This window comes from Okeania sp. SIO2B3, from assembly GCF_010672525.1.
GTDB lineage: Bacteria > Cyanobacteriota > Cyanobacteriia > Cyanobacteriales > Microcoleaceae > Okeania.
Map to the genome: position 1 here is coordinate 12,599 of NZ_JAAHGH010000038.1, position 24,126 is coordinate 36,724.

Annotated in this window: 16 protein-coding genes; 6 read left to right on the forward strand and 10 right to left on the reverse strand. The window is 34.5% G+C overall.

From position 1 onward, the window contains the following. The 5 genes from F6K15_RS21745 to recF all read right to left on the reverse strand — a co-directional run. Nucleotides 1-385 (reverse strand): hypothetical protein (locus F6K15_RS21745; RefSeq protein WP_293064212.1); only part of this gene is annotated, 385 nt, incomplete at its 3' end. Between the two features lie 295 nt (nucleotides 386-680). Further along, nucleotides 681-1,157: a hypothetical protein gene (locus F6K15_RS21750; protein ID WP_293064215.1), complete on the reverse strand. Its 477-nt coding sequence runs from the start codon at nucleotides 1,155-1,157 to the stop codon at nucleotides 681-683. A 443-nt stretch (nucleotides 1,158-1,600) separates the two neighbouring features. Beyond that, nucleotides 1,601-3,136, reverse strand: coding sequence for a hypothetical protein (locus F6K15_RS21755; protein WP_293064217.1), 1,536 nt, complete (start codon nucleotides 3,134-3,136; stop codon nucleotides 1,601-1,603). 1,144 nt (nucleotides 3,137-4,280) lie between these two features. Continuing rightward, nucleotides 4,281-4,679 (reverse strand): photosystem II protein Psb27, encoded by a 399-nt coding sequence (gene psb27, locus F6K15_RS21760; protein ID WP_293064219.1) that lies wholly within the window; start codon nucleotides 4,677-4,679, stop codon nucleotides 4,281-4,283. A 159-nt stretch (nucleotides 4,680-4,838) separates the two neighbouring features. Then, entirely contained in the window at nucleotides 4,839-6,011 is a 1,173-nt protein-coding gene (gene recF / locus F6K15_RS21765) for a DNA replication/repair protein RecF (protein ID WP_293064222.1), read from the reverse strand. Nucleotides 6,012-6,591: 580 nt separating this feature from the next. Between recF and fmt the strand changes: the two genes are divergently transcribed. From fmt to F6K15_RS21785, 4 genes are all read left to right on the forward strand, one after another. Beyond that, nucleotides 6,592-7,590 (forward strand): methionyl-tRNA formyltransferase, encoded by a 999-nt coding sequence (fmt, locus tag F6K15_RS21770; protein ID WP_293064223.1) that lies wholly within the window; start codon nucleotides 6,592-6,594, stop codon nucleotides 7,588-7,590. 482 nt (nucleotides 7,591-8,072) lie between these two features. Next, nucleotides 8,073-9,728, forward strand: a complete 1,656-nt coding sequence (locus F6K15_RS21775) for a mechanosensitive ion channel family protein (protein ID WP_293064225.1) — start codon at nucleotides 8,073-8,075, stop codon at nucleotides 9,726-9,728. 538 nt (nucleotides 9,729-10,266) lie between these two features. After that, nucleotides 10,267-10,737 (forward strand): cupin domain-containing protein, encoded by a 471-nt coding sequence (locus tag F6K15_RS21780; protein ID WP_293064226.1) that lies wholly within the window; start codon nucleotides 10,267-10,269, stop codon nucleotides 10,735-10,737. A gap of 476 nt (nucleotides 10,738-11,213) precedes the next feature. After that, on the forward strand, nucleotides 11,214-11,954 hold the full coding sequence (locus tag F6K15_RS21785; protein ID WP_293064227.1) for a sulfite exporter TauE/SafE family protein: 741 nt from the start codon (nucleotides 11,214-11,216) through the stop codon (nucleotides 11,952-11,954). A gap of 816 nt (nucleotides 11,955-12,770) precedes the next feature. On the opposite strand, the gene lysS is transcribed toward F6K15_RS21785, so the two are convergent. Together lysS and F6K15_RS21795 are read right to left on the reverse strand one after the other, a co-directional pair. Next, nucleotides 12,771-13,913, reverse strand: coding sequence for a homocitrate synthase (gene lysS / locus F6K15_RS21790; protein WP_293064228.1), 1,143 nt, complete (start codon nucleotides 13,911-13,913; stop codon nucleotides 12,771-12,773). A 133-nt stretch (nucleotides 13,914-14,046) separates the two neighbouring features. Beyond that, nucleotides 14,047-14,622, reverse strand: coding sequence for a hypothetical protein (locus F6K15_RS21795; RefSeq protein ID WP_293064229.1), 576 nt, complete (start codon nucleotides 14,620-14,622; stop codon nucleotides 14,047-14,049). Between the two features lie 556 nt (nucleotides 14,623-15,178). Here F6K15_RS21795 and F6K15_RS21800 point away from each other — a divergent pair. Next, on the forward strand, nucleotides 15,179-16,147 hold the full coding sequence (locus F6K15_RS21800; protein ID WP_293064231.1) for an acetamidase/formamidase family protein: 969 nt from the start codon (nucleotides 15,179-15,181) through the stop codon (nucleotides 16,145-16,147). 832 nt (nucleotides 16,148-16,979) lie between these two features. Here the strand turns inward: F6K15_RS21800 and F6K15_RS21805 are convergent. Further along, nucleotides 16,980-17,108, reverse strand: coding sequence for a hypothetical protein (locus tag F6K15_RS21805; protein WP_293064233.1), 129 nt, complete (start codon nucleotides 17,106-17,108; stop codon nucleotides 16,980-16,982). Between the two features lie 544 nt (nucleotides 17,109-17,652). Next, a complete protein-coding gene (locus F6K15_RS21810; protein ID WP_293064235.1) occupies nucleotides 17,653-19,698 on the reverse strand; it encodes a tetratricopeptide repeat protein in 2,046 nt (681 codons plus the stop codon). A 1,341-nt stretch (nucleotides 19,699-21,039) separates the two neighbouring features. Here F6K15_RS21810 and F6K15_RS21815 point away from each other — a divergent pair. Continuing rightward, on the forward strand, nucleotides 21,040-22,176 hold the full coding sequence (locus F6K15_RS21815; RefSeq protein WP_293064237.1) for a glycosyltransferase: 1,137 nt from the start codon (nucleotides 21,040-21,042) through the stop codon (nucleotides 22,174-22,176). A gap of 689 nt (nucleotides 22,177-22,865) precedes the next feature. Here F6K15_RS21815 and F6K15_RS21820 read toward each other — a convergent pair. After that, a complete protein-coding gene (locus F6K15_RS21820) occupies nucleotides 22,866-23,885 on the reverse strand; it encodes a tetratricopeptide repeat protein (protein ID WP_293064239.1) in 1,020 nt (339 codons plus the stop codon). Between the last annotated feature and the right edge of the window lie 241 nt (nucleotides 23,886-24,126).

Genomic DNA, 24,126 nt, shown 5'->3' on the forward strand with positions numbered 1-24,126 from the left:
CTACTGCTGTTTTCACAACCCCAGATTTATCGCCTTTACCATCATTAATAACACTCCAGGTAGAAAAAAGTTTTTCTTCTTTTCGTTCTTCAAACTCCGTTAACCAGGTTACTAAACTAACAATAAGAGCAATATTAGCAAGCAAACCAATAATTTCTAAAGTTGCTGAATTTCTTAACAGATATTCTATATCTTCTAAAAACTTTTCAATAGGAGTTGTTTCCCACCAATCTGCAATACGTCTGAGGAATCTGGTTTGTTTTTCAGGAGTTTTTTTGTTAGGATATTGAATGTTTGGAGGAAAATAAAAACCTTTTTGTCTGAGATTTTCTATTCTTTCCTCTAATTTTTTGTTCTTTGATTTTTGTTTTATATTCTTTATCATTGTCTTTATCTTTCCACTTTAATAGTAAACCGATATATCTAAAAATATTGCAATAAGCGTAGGTTGGGTTGAGGAATCGAAACCCAACAATGGTCTAATACGGTTCAGATAATACCGTGTCCGGATAATTAGTGAGCAAAAAACCTTTTCCCTTCTAACTTTTTCTTTCCTTCTGCCTTACCTCTTCCAAAGTGTAAGTATTCAATCGGACATGATATAAGACCAAAACCTATAAACTATCGAACAATTATTAGTAGCTCTTGAGATTATAAAACTGCAAAAAAAAATCCTTAACTCAATTGTATTGAACAATGAGGTTAGCGTCATGGAGATTAGTTTTATTAAGTTCTAGACCAGATAAAGAAAATCCATCTTTATGTAATCGTTCTACTGCTGTTTTCACAACCCCAGATTTATCGCCTTTACCATCATTAATAACACTCCAGGTAGAAAAAAGTTTTTCTTCTTTTCGTTCTTCAAACTCCGTTAACCAGGTTACTAAACTAACAATAAGAGCAATATTAGCAAGCAAACCAATAATTTCTAAAGTTGCTGAATTTCTTAACAGATATTCTATATCTTCTAAAAACTTTTCAATAGGAGTTGTTTCCCACCAATCTGCAATACGTCTGATTAATCTGGTTTCTTTTTCAGGAGTTTTTTTGTTAGGATATTGAATGTTTGGAGGAAAATAAAAACCTTGTTGTCTCAGCTTTTCTATTCTTTCCTCTAATTTTTTGTTCCTTGATTTTTGTTTTCTATTCTTTATCATTATCTCGATCGCTGATATACTAATCCTAAATGATTTGTGAAAATTTGCGCTTAGGTTTGGAGACCAAACCCCAACAATAAAATATTACAACCTATTTAGTCCAGTAGGGTGCGTTACGGCTAGCGCCTAACGCACCACTATTAATTCAAAAATCATCTTCAGAAATTGATTACCAGGTAATCTGTGGGGTAGGTTAGCGAATAATTAATAATTAATAATTAATAATTAATAATTAAGTTGATAATTATTCATTCAACAATTCAAGCCTTCAAGCCTTCCCTTTTAAGGGTATAAAATCAAAAAAAATCCTTTTAGTCAATACTATCCATTTTAAGAAGAGGTAATTATTAATTGTTAATGGCTTTGTTGCTGAAGCTTCCTTGAAAAACGGTGCGTTACGCTTCTCTAACGCACCCTACTGGACTAAAGTGCTGACCGTTTCTTTACAACCGACAAGACTTACGTTCGCGGGTTTCTTCCACATTTTGCCAACCATAAGAAAAATGACTAATAGAATTAATCTGAGGAGTTGCTCTTCTAATAGCTTGCATTTGGATCTCTAAGGAAGGGCGACCAGTAAAAGGTTGTCCCCAAACTCCAGCGATCGCTGGAATAACTGCTACCCCATTTGGTGCCATACTTACTACTCTCTGCACTTTTGAAACAATACAACTGGGGTTGCGATCGCCACAAATTCCATAAGACATGGGATGCCATTCCATTGAAGAGGGAAATTGGTCCCAAGGTTGGAGTCGAGAGTCGAACCCATTATCCCGTACTCTTTTGTTACCACCAGGAAAAAATACAGCACCAGCAGAAAGACCTTTTTGTTTCACTGGTTTAGTCGCCACCTTGAGAAAATCAAGTATTCCTTGAGCTGCGTGAGCAACACTCAATTCCCAAACTTGTCGTCCCGAACCTCCTTTCGGTAGTCTACCAGTAGCAGATGCAGTAGTCGCAGGTGAAAAGAAATTTTGCCATTTAGGAGTTTCCCTGTAAGAAACCGCAGAAATATCTCCAGAAGTTACATATCCTTTGTCTAAAAATCTTGTGAGTAATTCCTTTCCTGCTTCATTTTTCGCACGTTGCAATAGAGCTTTCTTAGAAGCTTCACCATAAACCCATAAATCTTTTACTTGATCCGCTACAGAGTCTGGTCCTACTCCACGCAAATAACGAACGTAGTCGAATAAAACACCTTGAGGTCGGCGTTTGAGTACCTCATTAATCATAACTGCATAATCTTGACGTGCTTCTGGACTGTACGGATCAATGAATGTATGAAAAGCATGACTTGCACCTAACTGGTTGTGCAAACTAGCATTATCTGGAATCACATCAAGGGTTGTTTGACCTTTACCGTTGCGAGCTAAAGCTTGTTGACGGTTGGGTAGTTGAGAGTAAGTATAGCCAAAGTTGATGGTAAATACCCAAGCATAAGCTCGCAAACCACGATCGCCTGCTTTTTTGAGACTCTCAGCTAATAGATCGACATTTTCATAACCAGGGACGCGCAGTACAGACGGCCAAACTGTGGGGTTATTTGCTGCGGGAAGAAGCACTTGTCCATCATAAAAAGCTTCTATATAAACTTGATTGTAGCCTTTATTAACTACATGGTCGAGTATTCTGTCAATTTCTCCTGGTCTAGCATCACAAGGATATAGTCGCAACCAGATGCCTTGAGTTCTTGGCCAGTTTCTCAGGCGACAGTTGTTTACTTCTCTACCCTGTTGAATTAAGATATCTTGATATTGTTTTTCTGCTTCTTTGTTTCCTGCTAAGACTGCTTGACGTAAGTTTTCTTTTGTAGCGATCGCTTCTGGTGACAAACGACAATAATTATCTGTTTGTGCTTGAGCTGGTTGCTGATACGAAAATAATGGATTTGCTATTAGGCAAAATAAAGTACCTAATAGAGTATTATATAAGGTTTTTTTTGTTTTAATTTTTGTCAGTGAAGTATAAGTTGTGTTCATAAGAGTAATTAAATTTATTTCCTCATATAAATAAACAGAATAACACCTAATTGTTGATTAGTTATTCGGTTAATAGCTAGTCTTTCAGTATAGTTGAAAAATCAATTGTATAGCACTATGTGGTAGGGAATAGTGGCTCTGGGAATAGCAAGGTTTTTTCCTACGGAAACACTCCATGAACAGGATTGAAAAATGTCTTAACCAATGCCTATTTTGACTCAAATTTATTGTCTTCACCTATAGCAATGTGCGCTGGCATATTTACAAATTACAATAACTGTCCAATAGCTAAAAGCCTTATATTATAGCAATTCTCATACTGGTGAGATACAAAATTCGTTTTTTTAGGCAACAGCTCATCTGGCAACAGGCAACAGGGAATAGGGAATAGGGAATAGGAATAAAAAAGATTACTGTACCTCACTAGCTTGGGAAATGCTATATCGGTTTTTTATTCCCCCTTCCGGAGCTGTTGCCTCACAGGAGTGCGCATTCCCTCTCTTGGTCAGCGTTCCCTTGGGACTGGCGTCGTCGCGGGGTCTGACCGCAAGCGAGCTGGCGTCGTCGCGGGGTCGCACCGCTGTTGCCAGATGAGCTGTTGCCTGCGCACAGCGCTATATTTACGTAGTCCAATAGCTCTTAAATCTTCAAATTGACAAAAAAAATTCGGATTATTGTTACCCGAATTTGTACAGTTACTCAAAAAAAACTGAGGAATTGCTTATTTTTTCACCTTGCTTTGTAGGAAAAATTACAGAATATTGAAGGTAAATGAGGTACACATAAGAATATTCAATAATTTTGAATTACCTCTTCTTATAAATAAAAGGATTGGATAAAAAGATTTTTTTCTTTTAGTCAATCCTATCCGTTTTCATAGGAATTCTGAAAAGTTTTTTGATACTGAATTTTGCCCCCCGAGCAAGCCAACTTTGGGGGGAACAAGAGTAAATTTGCTTCTAAAAGTACCCCTTTATTAATCTCCCTCCCGTCCCCCGCAGGATCGGGGGAAGCCAGATGTTGCTTCGCTTTTTGTTGAACGGGGGATGCGCGGGGGCTTTGATGTAGCAAATGGGACTTCTCAGACAACCTCTCAAAGAGAGGTATTATTAATTATTAATTATTAATTATTAATTATTAATTATTAAACTCCCCGTTTTAAAGCAAGTTCTACTTGTCTAAATTCTTGATTTAAACGTTTCTTCAATTTTTCAGGCACAGGACGATTTGGATAAGAACTATAATGACCTGCTAGAGAATTAAGAGCAGTTCTCATAGTGGTAAAAGAAGGTAAAGTCGATACAGAATTATCACGTCGGTAGCGAGAAGCATAGTCATTAAGTGTTTGACGTGCTAGTGCTTGAGCTTCTGCTTTACCTTCTGTATTTTCTGGTAACTCAATAGCTGTTTTTAAGGTATTTATTAAAGCTAATGTGTCTTCTTGATAATTTCCACTTAAAGTTGCGGGATTATTAGAACAACCCATCAAACCTATTACACAAACTAAAACTAAGGCTAGTACACGAGAAATAAAACGTTTCATAGAACTTTATTTGCTATGGTAGCTAATTTTTTATTGATTATTTCATAGTATAGTCTAGCTCAATTTGACATTTTAGTATAGTTAAATATCAAAAAAATATTCTATTACTACAATTTTTTATTTTTGTCAAATGTTAATTGTTTGACAACGATCAAATAATCAAAAATCCAAGAAATAACTAATTTGTCCCGATCGCACCGAAAGAATTTGAGTATCTTGTAACCACTGACCATCAAAACACCCTAAATGAGTAGTTGTAATCAAAGTTTGAAAACGGTCAGTAATTGCTTCTAACAATTGATTTTGTCGATGCAAGTCTAACTCTGCCAACACATCATCCAATAACAACAACGGTGGTTCCTCTACTACCTGCTCAATAAGTTGCAACTCCGCCAACTTTAACGCTAACACCAAAGTGCGCTGCTGTCCTTGAGAAGCATATTGTCGTGCTGGAGTATCATTAATAGTAAAAGCTACATCATCTCGATGAGGACCTACTACTGTAGTACCTTGATATTGTTCGGCGATCGCCCGTACCTTGATTTTTTCTAAAAAAGCTTGACGCACCCCATCCAAACTATCTTGAATAATCAATTCCTTACTATCAACCATCACATTCGCCAAATATTCCATCCGCAAAACTTCCATATTTCCAGCGATCGCCCGGTGCCACTCACTCGCTAACGGTGCTAACCTCTGTAAAACACGCTGTCTTCGGCGAATTACCCGCGCTCCAGTAGTTGCCAACTGAGCATCCCACAAAGCTAACTCCTGAGTAGAAATAGAATTTATGGAACCAGTAGTTTCTGCTGCCATTTTCTGTTGGCGAATTTGCTTTAATAAAGCATTCCGTTGGCGCAAAACTTGATTGTACTGTTGCAGAATGTGAGCATAAACAGGTTCGAGTTGTACCAATAGTCGGTCTAACCAGTGACGGCGTACTTCAGGTCCACCCCTGACTAAATCTAAATCTAGACTGGAAAACTGAACCACATTTAGAATGCTTAAAAAGTCTAAATGGCGACGTAAAGTTTCACCATTAACTGCCACAGTGCGTCTACCTTGACTCCGTACAGTTAAAGTCAGCTCAATATTGCCAACTTGTCTTTCTAAGTTAGCTTGTATTTGTCCCGCTGGTTTGCCATCTAGGATTAAATCGCGATCGCGACTAACCCGATGAGATTTGAGAGTGGAAAGTAACTCTACTGACTCCAGTAGATTAGATTTACCTTGGGCGTTATCTCCCACTAAAATTGTTTTGGCAGCATCAAAATTAACTTTCTGGTCTAGATAGTTCCGAAACTGTCGTAAATGTAAATGTCTAAGGTACATATTAAAAAGCGTTTCCGTTCCGGAATGCTCCGCAAACAGCATTCAGCCTTCAGCATTCAGCTTTTGAGATGGGGGTATCATCCCAAGCTTTTATATCAAATTTGGTTGAATACTTATTATATAGTTGAGAGTAGGGAAGTGGGGGAGCGGGGGAGTAGGGGAGATGAAATAGACATCTCCATCAAAAGAGAGAACAGGGAACACCGGATATAGAAGGAGAAACAATTAATAATTTATGGATAATAATTGATTTTATTTTTGATTTTTACCAGATGTCTATTTCTGCCTAAACCATTCAAAATAAACTAAGACGTTATAGTAATATGTTTACAGGCATAACTATAACGTCTTAGTTTCAAAAAATAAAACACCTATTATTAAGTATACTAGAGTTATTGCTGAAATAGACTGAGTAATCATTTGAATTCTTTTTTGTTACTAAAAAAAGCTATAAGTCTTACACAAAAGCGGTGTCTACCATTGATTGGGTATTGGTCGAGCGGAGCAGTTTCTTTTAGTATCTCCATCCACTTCTTCCTTCTTCCTATCTTCCTTCTTCCTTCTTCCTTCTTATAATTCTATGAAAATAATATTCTTTGGCACACCCCAATTTGCTGTTCCTACTCTGGAAAAATTATTAACTCGCCCAGAAATTGAAGTTGTGGCAGTTGTCACTCAACCTGATAAGCGACGGGGACGTGGTAATAAACTCATCCCATCTCCAGTTAAGTCATTAGCAGTTTCTCACAATATCCCTGTTTGGCAACCCCGTCGAGTTAAAAAACATACTGAAACTCTCAATTTATTACGACAAGCACAAGTAGATGTATTTGTGGTAGTTGCTTATGGACAGATTTTGTCTGCGGAAATTTTAGATATGCCGAAGTTGGGTTGTGTAAATGTTCATGGTTCGATTTTGCCCAAGTATCGCGGTGCTGCTCCTATTCAGTGGTCTATTTATCATGGTGAGAAGGAAACAGGTAATACCACGATGTTGATGGATGTGGGGATGGATACGGGTCCAATGTTGTTGAAGAGTATTATTCCTATTGGTTTATTGGATAATGCTGCATCTGTGGCGGAAGTTTTGGCAAAAGATGGGGCTAATTTATTATGGGAAACTTTGTTGAAGTTGGAGAAAGGGGATATTGAACCTATTGCTCAAGATGATTCTTTGGCAACTTACGCTCCGCTGATTCAAAATTCTGATTATCAAATTGACTGGTCAAGGAGTGCTTTGGAAATTCACAACCAAGTAAGGGGGTTTTTTCCTAACTGTGTTACCAGTTTTCGGGGTCAGTCTTTGAAGGTAATGGCAACTGTTCCAGTAGGTGCTGAATATTGGTCGGAGTTGCCACCTGAGTTACAGAAGTTAGAGAAGGTGTGGTCTTCTGAGTCTGAGGTTTCTGGGAGTGTGGGGGAAGTAGTGAAAGTTATTAAGGGTTTGGGACCAGTGCTGCAAACTGGCGCTGGTTGGTTGTTATTGTGGCAGGTCCAGTTGTCAGGAAAGAAGGCGGTTTCTGGTTGGGATTTTGCTAATGGTACTCGTTTGGCCACAGGGGAGATTATTGGCAGTTAGAATGGGCCATTTAAGTTATCAGTTAACAGTACATCCTACTAAAGTAGGATGCAAAAAAATACTTAATTTTCTTTTTTTATCCCCTTGAAAGGGGAGGCTTGATATATAATCCGGTTATAAAGTAATTGTAAAATTACTTCCTCAGAATTACAGATGTTCTGCTTGAATACGAATTTAAAAATTTAATAGTTCAAATCCTTTCTTGACTTCGCGCCTCCTGACTCCTGAGGACTGACTTCTTAGCAATACGATAACTAATTACCCGGTTTCTATATGAGACCTGATGTTCTGGTAATTGGCCGTTAAACTTATCAATTTAAATTATCTTTTCTTTTGCGAGTTTAATACCCCAGCGTCAATGGGGGTGCTTAAAATTTTTTTGGGTCTGGACCCCATAAGCAATTTTCCCTTCTGCCTTCTGCCTTCTGCCTTCTTCAAAGTTTAGTTTCAACTGAAAAAACGAATAGGAATTAATTTAGACTATGTTGAAAGTTTTACAAGTATTAGACTCTCCAAGCATCAATTTCCTACTCTTGATTAAAAATGAGTTAAGTAATTTTCTCGGAGATTTACTAATTTGGACTATTTTAGCCTTTATTTTATATATAGTGGTCTTCTATGGGACTAGGTCTTTATTTCGGAGGTTAAATAATGAAATAGGAATTTTAACTCTAAACATTCTACAAACTCCTCTGCCGATAATTTTTATCCTGATTTTTCTTAAAATAGCAATTTCTAATTTAGAATCTTTAGAATATTTAGCTATTATTCAACGATTATTAACTGCCGCAATTATTCTCATCAGTACTTATTTAGTAAGTGCATTATTTACTCAGGTAGTTTCTTACTACCTCAGTCAATACGCAGAAAAAACAGAGGCAGAGTGGGATGATGTATTAGTTCCTATCGTTAAGAATACTCTACCAATCATTATATTCTTGATAGGAAGCTTTTTATTTCTACAAACATTAGGAATAGATTTAACTGGATTATGGGTAGGATTTGGCGGTGTGACATTTGTACTAGGTTTTGCATTGAAAGATATTTTATCTAACTTTTTTAGTGGTTTGGTATTATTGATAGATACCCCATTTCAATTTGGTGATGTTGTTGCTTTAAAGGATGGCTCGACCGCTGTAATTAAATCTGTAGGAATTAGGTTGACAACTTTATATTTGATTGAAAGTCATTGCGATCTATTTCTTCCTAACGCTGCTTTAGAAAGTGAAAAACTGATTAATTTTAGTCGTCCGAATCCAAATTATTACTATACAATTACTCTCCCCATCAGAGGTGACTGCGACCCAAATCAAGCTATTAAAATTATTGAAGAAGTTGTGTTGAGTCATCCAGATACTTTAGGAGACTTAGATAAAAAGTTGGTGGCTATAGAAAATTTTTACAGGGTGAGCGATCGATTGTTAGATGCACAAGATAATCTTTTATCAAAGAAAGAATTTGGTCATAAGCGTCTCATAGCAGAGCAAAAATTAAAAATTAAGCTCGCAGAAATCAAACAAGCAATGAAAGATTTGATTAGCAAAATTCAGTTTCTAGAAAAGGAAGGACTTGATGGAGGAGAAATTAGAGAAATTCAGGGTTACTATTTAGATATACTTATAAAAGTAGGCTTCAAAGTCATCTCAGAAAAACCAAGAGGGAAAAAATTATTATATTTGAAAGAATCAGAAAATATGGATGAAGATACTCTGATTAGTTTGCTAAGAAGTTGGTACGAAAATTGGCAGGAAGATCCAGATATAATTGAGGAAGATAATGAAGTTTTAAAAGTTGAGTTTGACAGAAAAATTGCTTTTTTAAAGATGAGAATGGATAAATTCTTACAGCAAATTGTTAATGCTAATAATAGTTTCTTAGAAACTAAGTTGGATGACTATGGTGAAGAGTTATGGAAATGGATGGAGGATAGATTTCAAATTTATGCTGCTTGGCAACATCCCAAAATTTGGATGAATAATGTGACAATAGGACGCAGTGGAGAAGGGACTATAGATTTGGCTGTAAAGTTTTTTATTGATAATGTGAAATTGGAACAATGTCAGCGTGGCAACCGCATCCGCAGTGAAGTTCATGGAGAAATTGTTAGGCGACTAAGACAGGCTTATTTTTACAGATAAAGCACACAATGGCAAAGAAATTATGAGGGTTTGCTCTTTCTTGAGAAAATCCTTTTCATCTCTTCTATACTAGCGTCAGCATTTCCGTTTGTCATGCTGCGCAAACAGTCGTCAGCTATTGCTTTTAGTTTTAGATAAAAGCTTTACTAATTGAGTCATAATTTATACCTAACTATCAAAGCTGACTTTAAAGCCTATATTTATTAAAACCCTCTTATAATATCTTAGAGTTAACAGCTAATAGCTGAATGCTTACTTTTAGAGAGCCTTCTTTGCAGTCTTTTTAACCACTTTTGAGACTTTACTAATAAACTTTTAATTATCTGTTTTATTTGCGTTTTTGTCAGTATAGCTAGATACTAAATTAATATCTAAATCCTGCCCATAAAAAGCAGTCCTCCGTTCTGCTAAAGGATGGAGCTTTCAACTGTCAAATTCATTATAAAAATTAATATTTCGATAATGAATATTATTAGAGAATTAGGGTAATATACTTTTGTTTATGTTTCGTGTTTTTTGTAAAAAAAAAATACCTACGATGGTTGCTAATCAAGAATTAACAGAAAAAAATTCTAACCAAAGTCCAGAACTTCAAACTTTTCAACTCAAAACTCAACTTTTGAGCAAAGGAAGGAGTGACTATACCCTCGCCAAAACTGATTTAATGAGCGTGAGAATTAAATGTTACGCTCAAGGGGGAGAAAATGTTCTACACTCTCATCCGGGAGAGGATCATACTTTTGTAATTTTAGCTGGAAAAGCTAGGTTTTTTGGCAAAGATGGTGAAGTTGGAGTTTTCACCAGAAACCAAGGTATATTAATTCCTAGAGGTGGTTTTTACAAGTTTCAAAGTTGTGGAGACGAACCTCTAGTTATGATGAGAGTCGGTGCAGAAAAAGAAAAAATTCCAGTTAATCGTATTGGTCTTGATGGTAAGTCATTACCAGGGAAATCAAAGGAAAATAAACATGAGGATGGTGTGCCGATAGAAGGGTTATATTATGAATAGCCACTTCCTTAAGTAGCAGTGTTAATTAAGTTTTTAATCAATGAATTTTGTTAGTCGTTCCTTCTCTAGAAACTACTAAATTTTTATTAGTGGGTTCTGGAGAAGATTATTGAGATGAGAAGGAAGAAGGAAGAAGGAAGAGGGAAAAAGGAATAAGGCTTTAGTTATCTAGAACAGAAGACTTAAAAGTCCGAAAAAACTTAAATTTTTTGTAGATATTCACCCTTCGGTTTATACAAACGATAAAGTGCAGACATGATATTATTCGGTAAAAAATTTAAGGATATATGAAAACTCTAAAACTTAGATTCCTATTCTCAGAACTGGTATAATAAAAGTTATACATAAATATAGTCATATGACAATTAATAAAGCTTTTATCCTAAACTAAAAGCAATAGCTGATGGCTGACATCTGTTTGCGCAGTATTGCCGGAGGAAATGCTTACAGTAAAATATTATAAATTTTCAAAGAATATGACCTATTTGTGGTTAACATTAGCAAGTATTGTTGGGTGGTTTGTCAGTACCCTAGCAGGTGGCGGTAGTTCATTTCTCTTAATGCCATTCATTGGTTTTTTTTTAGGAGCTTTAGCTATCCCACCAATTATTACAACTGGAGCAATTATTGGTAATGCTGAACGTGCTTTTACTTATCGGCAAAAAATTAGCTGGACAGTGATTTTTTGGGAACTACCTGGTGCTATTGTTGGTGCTTGTTTGGGTGCTTTTATGTTGACCCAAATTTCTGTAGGATGGCTGAGTTTTTTAGTAGGATTATTTCTAGTTATTTCTGGGATAAATTTAATTATTAAGAATCAAGAGCAATCTTTTACTGTTCGTGCTTGGTATTTTCTACCAGCAGGTTTTATTTATTCCTTTTTGTCAGGTATTATTGGCAGTATGGGACCAATACTTGCACCTTTTTACCTTAATTTTGGCTTGGAAAAAGAGGAATTATTGGGTACTCAAGCAGTTAACCGGATGGTAGTTCATATTGTTAAAGCGATCGCCTATACCATTTTTGGTACTTTAACTTTGCCTTTGTTTGGATATGGGATACTTATAGGAATAGCTGCTTTTCCAGGTAATTGGTTGGGTAATTTAGTATTAGAAAAAATTAGTCCTCAATTGTTCCGTCAGCTAGTAATTATTTTTGTGCTCTTTAGTGGTGTCTTTATTCTCTGGGAACAAAGGAATATATTAATATTGTGGTAGATTTGGCACTGATGCTAACTAAAAAAATTGGCGTTGGTAAAGCGCGGGTATGATATTAATCTTAATTAGGGTTTGCGTATGGAAAGTATTTTTGCTCTTTGTAGGAGACAGCTATACTGGAGACAACCCACCCCTCGTCCCTCCCCCTCCCAGGAGGGGATAAATAGGAATGAGCGAAGATGTAGGAGTAAGAATTGTAAGAGTGATTTTTCTGCCCAACTATGAGCCTAAAATACGCTCCTTTTTGAACGTGAAGAGCTAAAAACCAGGTACTGCAATTCGACCCCTAAAAGGCTAAAGTCTTTATATGTCAATGCTTTTAGATTTAATCAGCAAGCCCTAATTACTTAGGAGTCAACCCACCCGCGGGCCCCTCCCAGGAGGGAAAAGACCGAGGACCGAGTCAGGAGGGAAGAAAGAAGAAGAAACAGTAGTAGAAGGAGAAAGTTTTTTGTTCGTGCTCTTATCCAGACAAGATATCATACCTCTTTTCACCAACGAAAAATTTAATCAATATTTGTGTAAGCACTCAGCTATTAATATTTCCTACGGAATGCTTCTTAACGAAGTCAGAAGTCCCCAAGTCAGAAGTCAGAACTTGTTTTTGTAACGGAGATTTGAGCAACCCTCCAAAAACATTATTATTTTGATAAACATAATTTTGAACTCTCCTTCTAATACTATTTTCAAAAAATACTGTTACAGTGCTTTAGTCTGTTACTAGGAGTGTTGAGATTAACACTGTAGTGACCTTTTTTGAATTTGGTATAAGATAATAAGTTAATAACTGATACCTGATAACTGACTGCTGACTGCTTACATATTTTTTTGGGATGAAAACAAAATTTCATCCACGTTTTCTAAGGTCATTTTTTGTCGGTCGGCTAAATTTTTAATTGTTTGAGTAATAGCTTGAATTTGGAAGTTGTCTAAATTCAGACCTAGTTGAATAGCACGATGGGCAATACTATTTTTACCTGTAAGTTTATGATTAATTAAAATTGACCGATTCAAATCAAAGTCAGTGGGATTTATTGCTTCATAAGTTCTAGAATTATTGATAACTGCTTTAGTGTGAACTCCAGCTTTATGATTAAAAGCAGCTTCCCCTACAATACAATGATTAAAAGGAATAGAAAGTTGAATTTTTTCCGCTACTAATTGATTTAATTTATGGAGATAAGATAGAGAATATTTATTATTTAAAGTTTCTGGATCGAGGGTATAAAGACGAGCAATTAATCCAGCTAAAGGAGTAATACCATTACGTTCACCAATCCCTAAAACAGTTGTATCAATATGAGTTGCCCCCGCTTCAAAAGCAGTAAAACTATTAGCAACAGCACAACCTGTATCATTATGAGCGTGAAATTCTATATTTTCAGAAAAGCATTGTCTTATCTTTTGAATTAGTTGATAAACTTGGTGGGGAGTTGCGATACCTACTGTATCAGCTATTCCAAAACGATTGACTATTCCTAATTTATTAATTGCTAAATAGACTCGTAGTAAATCTGAAAGGGAGCTACGGAATGAATCTTCAGTAGAAAAACGCAATTCTGCTTGAGGATTTTTTTGATGAATAAAAGTGATAACTTCTGTAGCTATATCAATAATTTCTTCTATACTTTTACGGTGACCAAATTGACGTAAAATTTGTGAAGTACTGATGAACAGATTAATACCATCTACACCTGTATCTAGGGCTATTTTTGCATCTTCTAGATGGCAACGAATGTGGGTGACAACTTTAGCTTGTAAACCTAATTTAACTAATTTTTGACAATCTTGATAGGATTGAGGAGAAGCTCTCGGAGAAGTAACTTCTATGTATTCTACTCCGAATTGATCTAATCCTCTAGCTATTTCAATTTTATCACTCGTAGAAAAGTTAGATTTAAAAAATTGTTCTCCTTCTCGCAGAGTAGAATCAACGATCGCTAATTTGCTTAATAGCATTTTTTTAGTTTAGGCATAATTCTATAATCTTCAGCTAAACATATTGTAGGAATTATGGTTAGTATGATTAATTACAATTAATGTCACAAAAAAATGCTATATGTTAAAGATATTTAAGAATACTTAAGAACATTTAAGTTATTGTTAAAGCAGAAGAAAGAAGGAAGAGGGAAGAAGGAAGAAGGGAAAATCTTCCGTTGTCTGAGTTTAAAGCAGAAGGAAGAAGGAAGAGGGAAGAGGGAAGAAGGAAGAAGGGAAAATCTAAAGTTCGCTCAGGGGCAATTATCTGTAAAGCTGTTTTTGTTGCTTCCGAATCATAATTTCTGCTCTCCTCAACCAGAATTTTTAGTCGTTCGCAAACATCTACAGAGTTATATACTCTCTTTTCCAGTTGAGTTAAAATTTCCTGTTCTTCATCACAGGTAAATAAATTGGATGCTTCGGGTATACCAAAATCAGAAAAACTCATAATTTTTTTGGTATTAACTACTTCATTATCTGGATATTTTGTGATTCTATCGAAAGCATCACTTCTAGTTAAAAGAAGTTTTAAGCGAACTGATAATGGGGCATCCAAAATTATAAATTTAGCTTTTTTCAAAGTATTAGCAGCATAAGTAACTTCATTTTTTCCTCGCAAACCATCAAAAATTAATGGATGATTGATTAAAGAGGGATTAACTTGTAACTGGGCTAAAATATGACCCATACCACCAGGAAAACTTTTTTGATACTGGCGAGTATATTTGAAGCGGTCTATAGGACAAATTGTTTGAAAATTTTGCTCGTTTGTGGCTGTAATATGAGGAATAATTAATTTTTTTGTTAGGGTGCGTCGATTTGGAAGTAAAGTGAAATTTAATCCAGATTCAGTTAATGTATTAATGACTGTACTTTTACCTACACCAGTTAAACCTACAATAATTACTAGAGCTTCATTTTTGATAGATACCCAATCTTGAGGTAAGGTTACACCAATACCAGGGCTATTTTATTCTAAACTGTGCCATTTTATGTATTGACGAAACCACCTTATTTTAAGCTTTAGGAAATTTATCTTTCGCTGTCTGAAAATCAATAAATTCATTGCCAAAATCTAGAATGAAATGACCCTGCACCAAGACCAATTCCTGGCTGTAACTATTTAAAAGTTTAATTAATTTTAGTTATAATTTTAATCATTTTAACTGGAATTTATAAAATTTTGAAATAATTTTACTTAGATATGTATTATATACGATAAATATTAAAAAAAAATAAATAAGATGAGTAAGCACATTTTAAAAGCTCGATGTAACACTGTTCATTTAGGAGGTTTTTCCCATAAACTAGAACCAGCATTAATCGTTAATTCTGGCGATCGCATAGATGTAGAAACTTACACGGGTTATTATCTTTACGACAAAGCACCTAGAGAATTTCTCACTCCAGAATTTCTAGAAATTTGTCACAATTTACCAGCAGAAAGAAAAGTTAGTGTTGGTCCTCATTTATTAACCGGACCAATATATATTAATGATGCTAAACCAGGAGATGTATTGGAAATTATTCTGGAAAATATTTACCCTAGTTTACCAATAGGATTTAATTCAATTCGTCCGGGATGGGGTGCATTACCTGAACAATTTACGGAACCAAGACTAAACTTTATTCCACTAGATTTAGAAAAAAAGATAGCTGAATTTCCTCTTAATAGTGGGATAAAAATTCCACTTCAACCATTTTTTGGAATTCTCGGAGTTGCTACAGAAAATACTCAACGTTCATCTATTCCTCCTGGTATTTATGGGGGAAATATTGACTGCCGAGAATTACAGGTTGGTTCGCGAATTTTTTTACCTGTTTTTGTGCCTGGTGGTTTATTTTCTATTGGTGATGGTCATTCTGCACAGGGGGATGGAGAAATAAATGTAACGGCTATTGAAACTTCAATGAATGGTACTATTCAGATTAAGGTTAGGCAAGATTTACAATTAATTTTTCCCATGGCAGAAACATCTACTGATATTATTTCGTTTGGTTTTGGTAATACTTTGGATGTTGCTTTTGAATTAGCTTTAAAGCAAATGATTAGTTGGTTAGAAAATTTTGTTGGGTTGAGTGCTGAAGATGCTTATATTCTGTGTTCTATTGCTGTGAATTTTCATATTACTCAAGTTGTGAATCATCCTCATAAAGGAGTTCATGGAATGTTACGAAAATCAATATTACCTACAACAAACTCTATCATGTAGAAGAAATTATCTTAAAAAGCTGAATGCTAATAGCTGTTTATATAGCACAAAAAAGAAGCAAGATTTTTCCGGTGTTGCTGAGTGGTAATGATTTTTAGATTAAGTATCAACGCAAAATATATGTTATTCAATTGTTGAATAAAAAGTCATGTATAGGGGCGAGCAACTCCCAATGATTACATACTATCACGATTTTTTTGAGGATGCAAGGATAAATACCTTGCAGTTTTTTTTGAGCTTCACAAAATGATAATTTTTCTTTGTTTGTGAATAATAGCGTTGGCGGAGCAAGTGCGGTAGCTACATCGCTTCTACATGAATAATATTGATACTGTTGATGGGGCAGGCAAATTTGGCGATAGGTACTTATTTCTCAGAGTGCTTCCCAGGATGATGATTTTTCTTTGTTTTGGTGTGTGAGTATCTTTTCTATATGTATTTAGTGGCGAAATGCTGTTTTTGCGTTGAATAAAAAGTCATACATAGGGGCGAATGACACCCAATGATTACATACTATCACGATTTTTTTGGGGATGCAATGGGAAATGCCTTGCCATTTTTTTGAGCTTCACAGAATGATGATTTTTCTTTGGTTGTGAATATAGCGTTGGCGGAGCAAGTGCGGTAGCTACATCGCTTCTACATGAATAATATCGATACTGTTGATGAGGTGAAAAATTTAGCGATCGCTACTTCTTTATCTGAATGCTTCACAGGATGATGACTTTTCTGGTGCTTTGGTGTCTCAGTATCCCTTATATATATTCAGTGGGAATATGCTGTTTTTGCGTTGAATAAAAAGTCATGTATAGGGGCGAGCAACACCCTACGATTACATACTATCATAATTTTTTTGAGGATGCAAGGGGAAATACCTTGCCGTTTTTTTGAGCTTCACAAAATGATAGTTTTCTGGATTTGTGAATATAGCGATCGCCACTTCTTGATCTGAGTGCTTCACCGGATGATAATTGTTCTGGTGCTTTGGTGTCTAAGTATCCCTTCTATATGTATTCAGTAACGAAATGCTGTTTTTGCGTTGAATAAAAAGTCATGCGTAGGGGCGAGTTGCACCCAATGATTACATACTATCATAATTTTTTGGAGATGCAAGGGGAAAAGCCTTATCGTTTTTTTTGGAGCTTCATACAATGCAAATTAATCATCCGTGTATCCGTGGCCAAATCCTGATCTAGCAGTTGCTCAAATGTAATGGTAAGTAGCTGAAGGTAATTTCAGTTATCAGTACCTCTGCAATAAGGAGACTTTAAATCTGGAATATTTTCTTTTCTCTTGATTGATTGGATATGGCGAGGAGACCTCGCCATCCCTCAACCGCTTTTTATCCCCTTAAAAAGGGAAGCGCATACCCACAATTTTTCGGTAAAATTGAAAAACTTATGTTTTGCGTTGATACTTAATCTAAAAATCATTACCACTCAGCAATGCCATTTTTCCTTCTTCCTTTTTCCTTTTTTCTTCTTCCTTGTGCCATAAATCATAATCTAGTTATCTGTTTTAACTTTTTTGCCATTTAGTAGAGCAAGAGGATGAACTTTCTTGCTATGACTAAGTTTTTTATCTTGATGACTACTTAAATCTAAATTGCCTTGTGATAATGGTTGATTTTTTCCAATTAAAACTTTTTCCCCTTGTAATTCTGACATTAATATATTGAATTTACGCTGAAATTCTGAGTTATCTGGATTAATAGCAAGAGCGTCCTCGTAACAAACCAAAGCTTCTTTATAACGTTTGAGTTTTTCTAAAACAATACCTTTTTTTTCCCAAGCTTCAAAACAATTATTTTTAATAGAAATAGCATAATTGCAACAACTAAGAACTTCCTCATACTTTTCCAACTTCAATAATGCTTCTGCTTTACCCATAAATGCTTGATAACATTGGGAGTTAATTTTAATTGCTTGTTCAAATGAAGTAACTGCTTCTTCATATTTTTCTAAAGCATTTAAAGCCATGCCTCGATTATGCCAAACTTCATCATCATCTGGCATCAACTTAATAGCTCGATCATAGGAATTAACTGCTTCTTCATATCTTTCTAATTGCCATAATAAAGCTCCCTTGTTGTACCAAATTTCATATTTTTTTGGCTGAATTTCTAATGCTTGATTATAAGAATCAATTGCTTCAGTAAAAGATTTTAATTTTCCTAACAAATTACCTCGATTATACCAAGCTTCATATTTATTTGGCTGAATTTGTAATACCTTATCAAAAGCAGAGAGTGCCTCTTCATAGCGCTGTAGTTTTCCAAGTAGAGCGCCTAAGCTATGTAAAACATCAACATTTTTAGGCTGAACTAAAAGAGCTTGTTCATAAGCAATAAGTGCTTCATTATATTGTTGTAACTTTCTGAGTAAAATACCTTTATTTAGCCAAATAGTTACATTATCTGGCTGAAAAGAAAGAGCTTTATCATAAGAAGTTAATGCCTGAGTATAACTTTGCATTCTCACCAAAACATTGCCACGATTAAACCAATATTCAAATTTATCAGAATCAAGAGAAAGAGCTTTATCGTAAGAAGTCAATGCTTCAGCATAGCGCTGCAATTTTATAAAAACATTACCGCGACTAAACCAAGCTTCACTTAAATCAGAATTCAGAGAAATAGCTTTTTCAAAAATTACTAAAGCTTGATTATACTTACTCTCAGAGAAAAGTTTTTCCCCTTGTTTCAAATAATCATCAGCGACGGTAGTAGTTTCTTTGTCAAGATATTTTGATTTCTGAGTATTTTCAATAGATTTAGTTTCTGAATTTAGAGAATAGTTAATTTCTTGAATAGCCTGATGCTTTGCTTCTTGAGTCTCAGAAATAATCATTTGTAGCTGCATCAAAAACTGAGACTTCAAAGTTTCTATTTGTTCAACGGAAGATTTTGAATTTTTCGCTTCTTGAGTAATGAACTCAATAGACTTTTTTGCAGCGACTATATGATTTTCTAATTCTGTAACTAATGTTTGAGATTGATTCAAATTTAATTCTAATTCACTGATCTTTTTTAACCGTTGATTAACTTCACCAATCAATTCTTTAATTATCAACCTTCTGACTAACCAAAAAAAGCTAATAGTTACAGGGGGAAATAAAGTTGCAACTAATAATAAAGTATTCAATATAGTGATGGTAAGATTGAGGTTGAGACTAGCTTGATCTTCTTCATCTGTTTGTAAAGCAATTTGAGAAGTAATCTGTGGTAGTTGAGAACTATTTTTAGCGGTAAATTCCACTATTTTTCCCAGCCAACTTTCATTTAAAACTTCTCTAATTTGAGCTATATTTGGAGTCGATAAAGCAGTTATAGTTTTAGGAGTGTGAGGAGTTTGACTAAGTAAAATTTCTGGACGACTTATTAATTGAGTAGATGGCAAACTACTAATATTAGTAGAGTCAGTAAAATTGCTAGTTTCTTGTGTGTTTATCTGAGGGTAGGAATTAATATTAGGATTAGCTTTTGCTTGAGCAGTTAAATTTTGGGAACTGAGAGCAGCAAGGGTTAAGACAGCTGTTTTAGAAATTCTCATATTTTGCCTATTTATTTATATATTAGTTTTTATTGGAAAAGATTCTATTTAAGTACAGGTGCAGTTTTTTATTTCTGTGGAGGAGAAAAATTGACTACCTGAGTTAACCATAGAGTCTACTTGTTTATTACAAGAGTTTATTGTACTAACCCGGAAATTTATTTACCCAGAATTCAGTACATAAAATCAGTTAAGTTTATTCATCAAAATTAGTTGAAGTAATCAAATTTCAATCGGTAAGTAGGTCGGTCTAGTTAAACGTCAAAAAATTGTCGGGGCAGGTTTAACTGAAAGCTTTGACTGTAAGTATTCAGCTAGCTTGGGGTCAGCTATTAACTGTTTAACAAATAATAAATATACGCTCTAAAGTCAAGGTCAGTTTTTTTCCAATACTTTTAATTTTACTTAAATATATCAATACTAATTTCTGAGATAAAGGCAATAAATTAATAACTGAAGCGTTGATAGCTGACGGCTGTTTGCGCAGCATTCCGCAGGAAATGCTTACCTTATCTGGACATGATATAAGGAGATATTTTGATGACAAAAATAGGAAATTAATTTTGTGTGCCTTCTTAATAGCAGTTGCTATATTTTTAAGTTTACGTTCCCACTTATCACAGGAACAAGAATAATTAAAATAACTTAGTCACAGTCCCATTTGTCGTAACTCAAAATATCTCATGCCAATTGAAAAAAATTGGCTCTAAATTGTGATAATTTATAATTCAGGAATAATAATAAGCACTCATGCCAAATTTTTGTATATAATTTCATCTCTAAGTCTGACAGAGTGAGAAGTTAGTGCATAATTAATTTTGCTTAAGTACTTAATTTAGGAATTAGAATACATGCTTTAATCAAATTAACTTGAAATGTTTCTTATCTATTTTTTATATCTTGGTAAATATTTGAATTTATTAGTGACAAATATCAGGCTTGATTTTGAGTTTAACAGACATCAAAATAAGGTTTTTAAATCACTTTTATTATCTTTTCTGTAGTGGGTTTAATACCCCACCGTCATTTCAGTTATCAGTTATCAGTACCTCCTATTAAAGCCAGAGGCTTGAAATAGTCTTTTTGCAGGAAAAAACCTTGTACAGTTCACTATTTCCTGTTCCCTATTACTTATTCCCTAGGGCGTAGCACTATATAAACCGAACTTATACCAATTCACTTTAAAAATGTCACAAATAGTTTCAAACTTTAAATGCTAAATAATTTCCTGAAATTACTGTAGCATCAAAGTTTTGAGATGATAAAATCTTACTTTTTACTTTTTACTTTTTACTTCCGTGAAAAGGTATTGGTATTACTTCAAAATTAATATTAGATTAAATGCTCATCAATCATTGTCCTCAAGTTACCGTTTGTTTACCTACTTATAACTCTGGAGAATTTATTACTCAAGCAATAGATAGTGTCCTTCAACAGACATTTACAGATTTTGAGTTAATTATTTATGATGATTTTTCCAACGATAATACTCCAGAAATTATTAGAAGTTATCTCCAGAAAGATAATAGAATTAGATACTTGAGAAATTCAAAAAACTTAGGACTTTTTACTAATTGGAATAAGTGTTTAGAAAATGCTAATGGTGAATATATTACTATCTTTGCTCAGGATGATGTGATGTTGCCAAAAAATTTAGAGCAAAAGGTAAAAATTTTGGATAAATATCAAAATATAGGTTTAGTTACCTCATCTGTTATGGTGGTTGACGCTAATAATAATCATCTCAATTGGAATTGGGCAAATTATGCTGAGGATAAGTTAGTAAATGGCAAGGAATGGGTGAGGAATATTTTGGGAGAAGCTAATCCTATTTGTTGCCCGTTTGTATTAATGAGAAGACAGGTTTTAGAGAAAGTTGGCGGGAAATTTAATGAGAATTATGCTTATGCTGGGGATTTAGAATTATGGTTGAGAATTGGTTTGGTTGCTGACTTATATTTTGTCAAAGAAATATTGGGATATTATCGATGGCATGAAGGAAATAAAACTCATAGTTTTGATGATTTTTATCAGGTGAAAGAACATTTACAAATTTGTAGTGATCTAATTGATAGTTTAAATTTATCAGACCCAGAATTAAATGATTGGGAAAGTGAAGTGTTATCTCGAACTGTTAAATGGGTGAGTTTTTATCGAATTTATCATCATCTGGAAAAGGGAAATTTTGATGAGGCATTTAAGTTATGCGAGTTGCTGGAAAATTGGCGGAGCAAGTCAGGAAAATTAAGTATTTCCGTGCAGGAGTTAGGCACTAGAATACAAAAAATTTTACAAGCAAATTCTCGCCTAAAGTTTGAGGTAGATGAATATAGGGACTGGGTTAAAAATCTTGAGAAAAAAAATTCGATTTTAGAAATGAAAATTAATCAGTTAAATGATGAAAAAAAATGGCTAGAATCTCAGATTAAAGCTTGGATGCAAACTGCACAAAAATATTATCAAGAAAATAGGAAATAGCAGAGTGGGGGAGTGGCTAACACAGATTATGGCACGAATACAGGGATAGGTCAGGGAGTGGGGGAGTAGGGGAGTAGTAAACATAATAATTAATGCGCTACTAGGGCGCTAATTATCAAAAAAGTGATTTAACTTGTGTTTATTAATTAATAACTGAAGTGCTACCTAAACTAAGTATTGTCGAAAGAAAGGTTATTTCTTAGGAGTCAGGAGTCAGGAGTCAGAATGAATAGCTTCAATACCATTTTTCAGGTCGACAATAATTCTTTTTGTCAAAGGATATATCCTGTAAAGTCTTTTTATGTAAGCATTCAGCCGTCAGCTATTAGCTAGCCTCCTATGGTCGGAACTGCGCAATTCAGCTATTAATTTTGGGGAAGGTAAAAATAATTGAGAAATTGAGACAGAATAAAAGTTACTGTTAAAGCTCCCTTCCTAAACCTTAGAAGTAATTATTCATTACTAATTGCTGTTTGCGTAGCATTCCGTAGGAATAGCTGACTGCTAATAGCTGTTTGCGCAGCATTCCGTAGGAAATGCTTACCTTTTTATTACTCTTACTATTTGTAACATTCTTTTTTCAAATTGGTATTAGGACAAATTAAAAGCTTAAAATTCAGAAAAAGCAATATTTTTCCCTCTTCCCTTTTCCTTCTTCCCTCTTCCTTCTTTCTTCTTCCTTCTTCAGCTTAAAATTCAGAAAAAGCAATATTTTCCCCTCTTCCTTCTTCCTTCTTCCTTCTTCCTTCTAATTCAATAAAGCGACTATAAGCGACACTTGCTTCATCTATTTTTCCTTGCTTTGCTAAAGCATCTCCTAAATTTTTATGAAATAAAGGTGAGGTGGGATTGAGATTTATCGCTTGTTCAAAAATATCGATTGCTTCTTCTAATTCCCCCACTTTTGTTAAAGCTTCTCCTAAATAGTTATAAGCTAAATCTGAGTTGGGATTAATTTCAATAGTACGACGGTAAGAGGCGATCGCTTCTGACCATCTTTTTTTTATTGCCAAAACTATTCCTAAGTTTAGATAAATTTCTGGATTATTTTTATCTATTTCTAAGGCTAGTTGATATTCATAAATTGCTTGCTGAATATTGCCTTGCTCTGTCAATATTTTGCCTAAATTAAAATGTATTTCGGGATTTTCTGGTTCAGTTATTAGAGCAATTTGATAAAAAATAATTGCAGATCCTAATTGATTTTTTCTAAATAATATATTAGCTAAACTACGGCATATTTCTGGATGGTAGGGTTGAATTTCTAAGATTTTATGGTAGTTGGTTTCATTCTGAGGATTGTAATCTATTGCTTGACGATAATGACTCAATGCTGCTTTTAAATTAGCCTGATAACGCTGCTTAAAAATATCACCCAAATTTTCATACACTTCTGTTAAATTTGGTTGTAATTTTATGGCTTTTTGGTAACTGGCGATCGCCTCATCCCATTGCTTTTGTCGAGAGTATAAATTACCAATCATTTTGTATAATTCAGCTAAATTTGGCTGAATTTGTAATGCCTTAATACACCAATTAATTGCAGCTTTGAAATTACCTTGAGTTTCTAAAGCATTTCCCACAGTCTGATAAGCTGGAATAAAGTCTGGTTTTACCTCTATAATTTGATGACACAGAGCGATCGCTCTATCAATTTTACCTAGGGCCAAATATTCTCTGGCTTTTTGGTGCTTTTCTACTACATTCACGGTTAAATATAGATTTTTTTATACTTGACTATATTAAGCTAAAGTATGTTGCAAATTCAAAGATTATTTATCAAACAAATATCAGACAATATTTTGTACTATGTTGGTTTTTGTTATATATCTAGTTAACAATATATTTTGGGTGCATCTAAATTTTGAAGAAAGCCAAAAAATTATCGCTTTTAGGCAACAGGCAACTGCTCCGGAAGGCAACAGGGAATATATAGGAAATATTTTTACA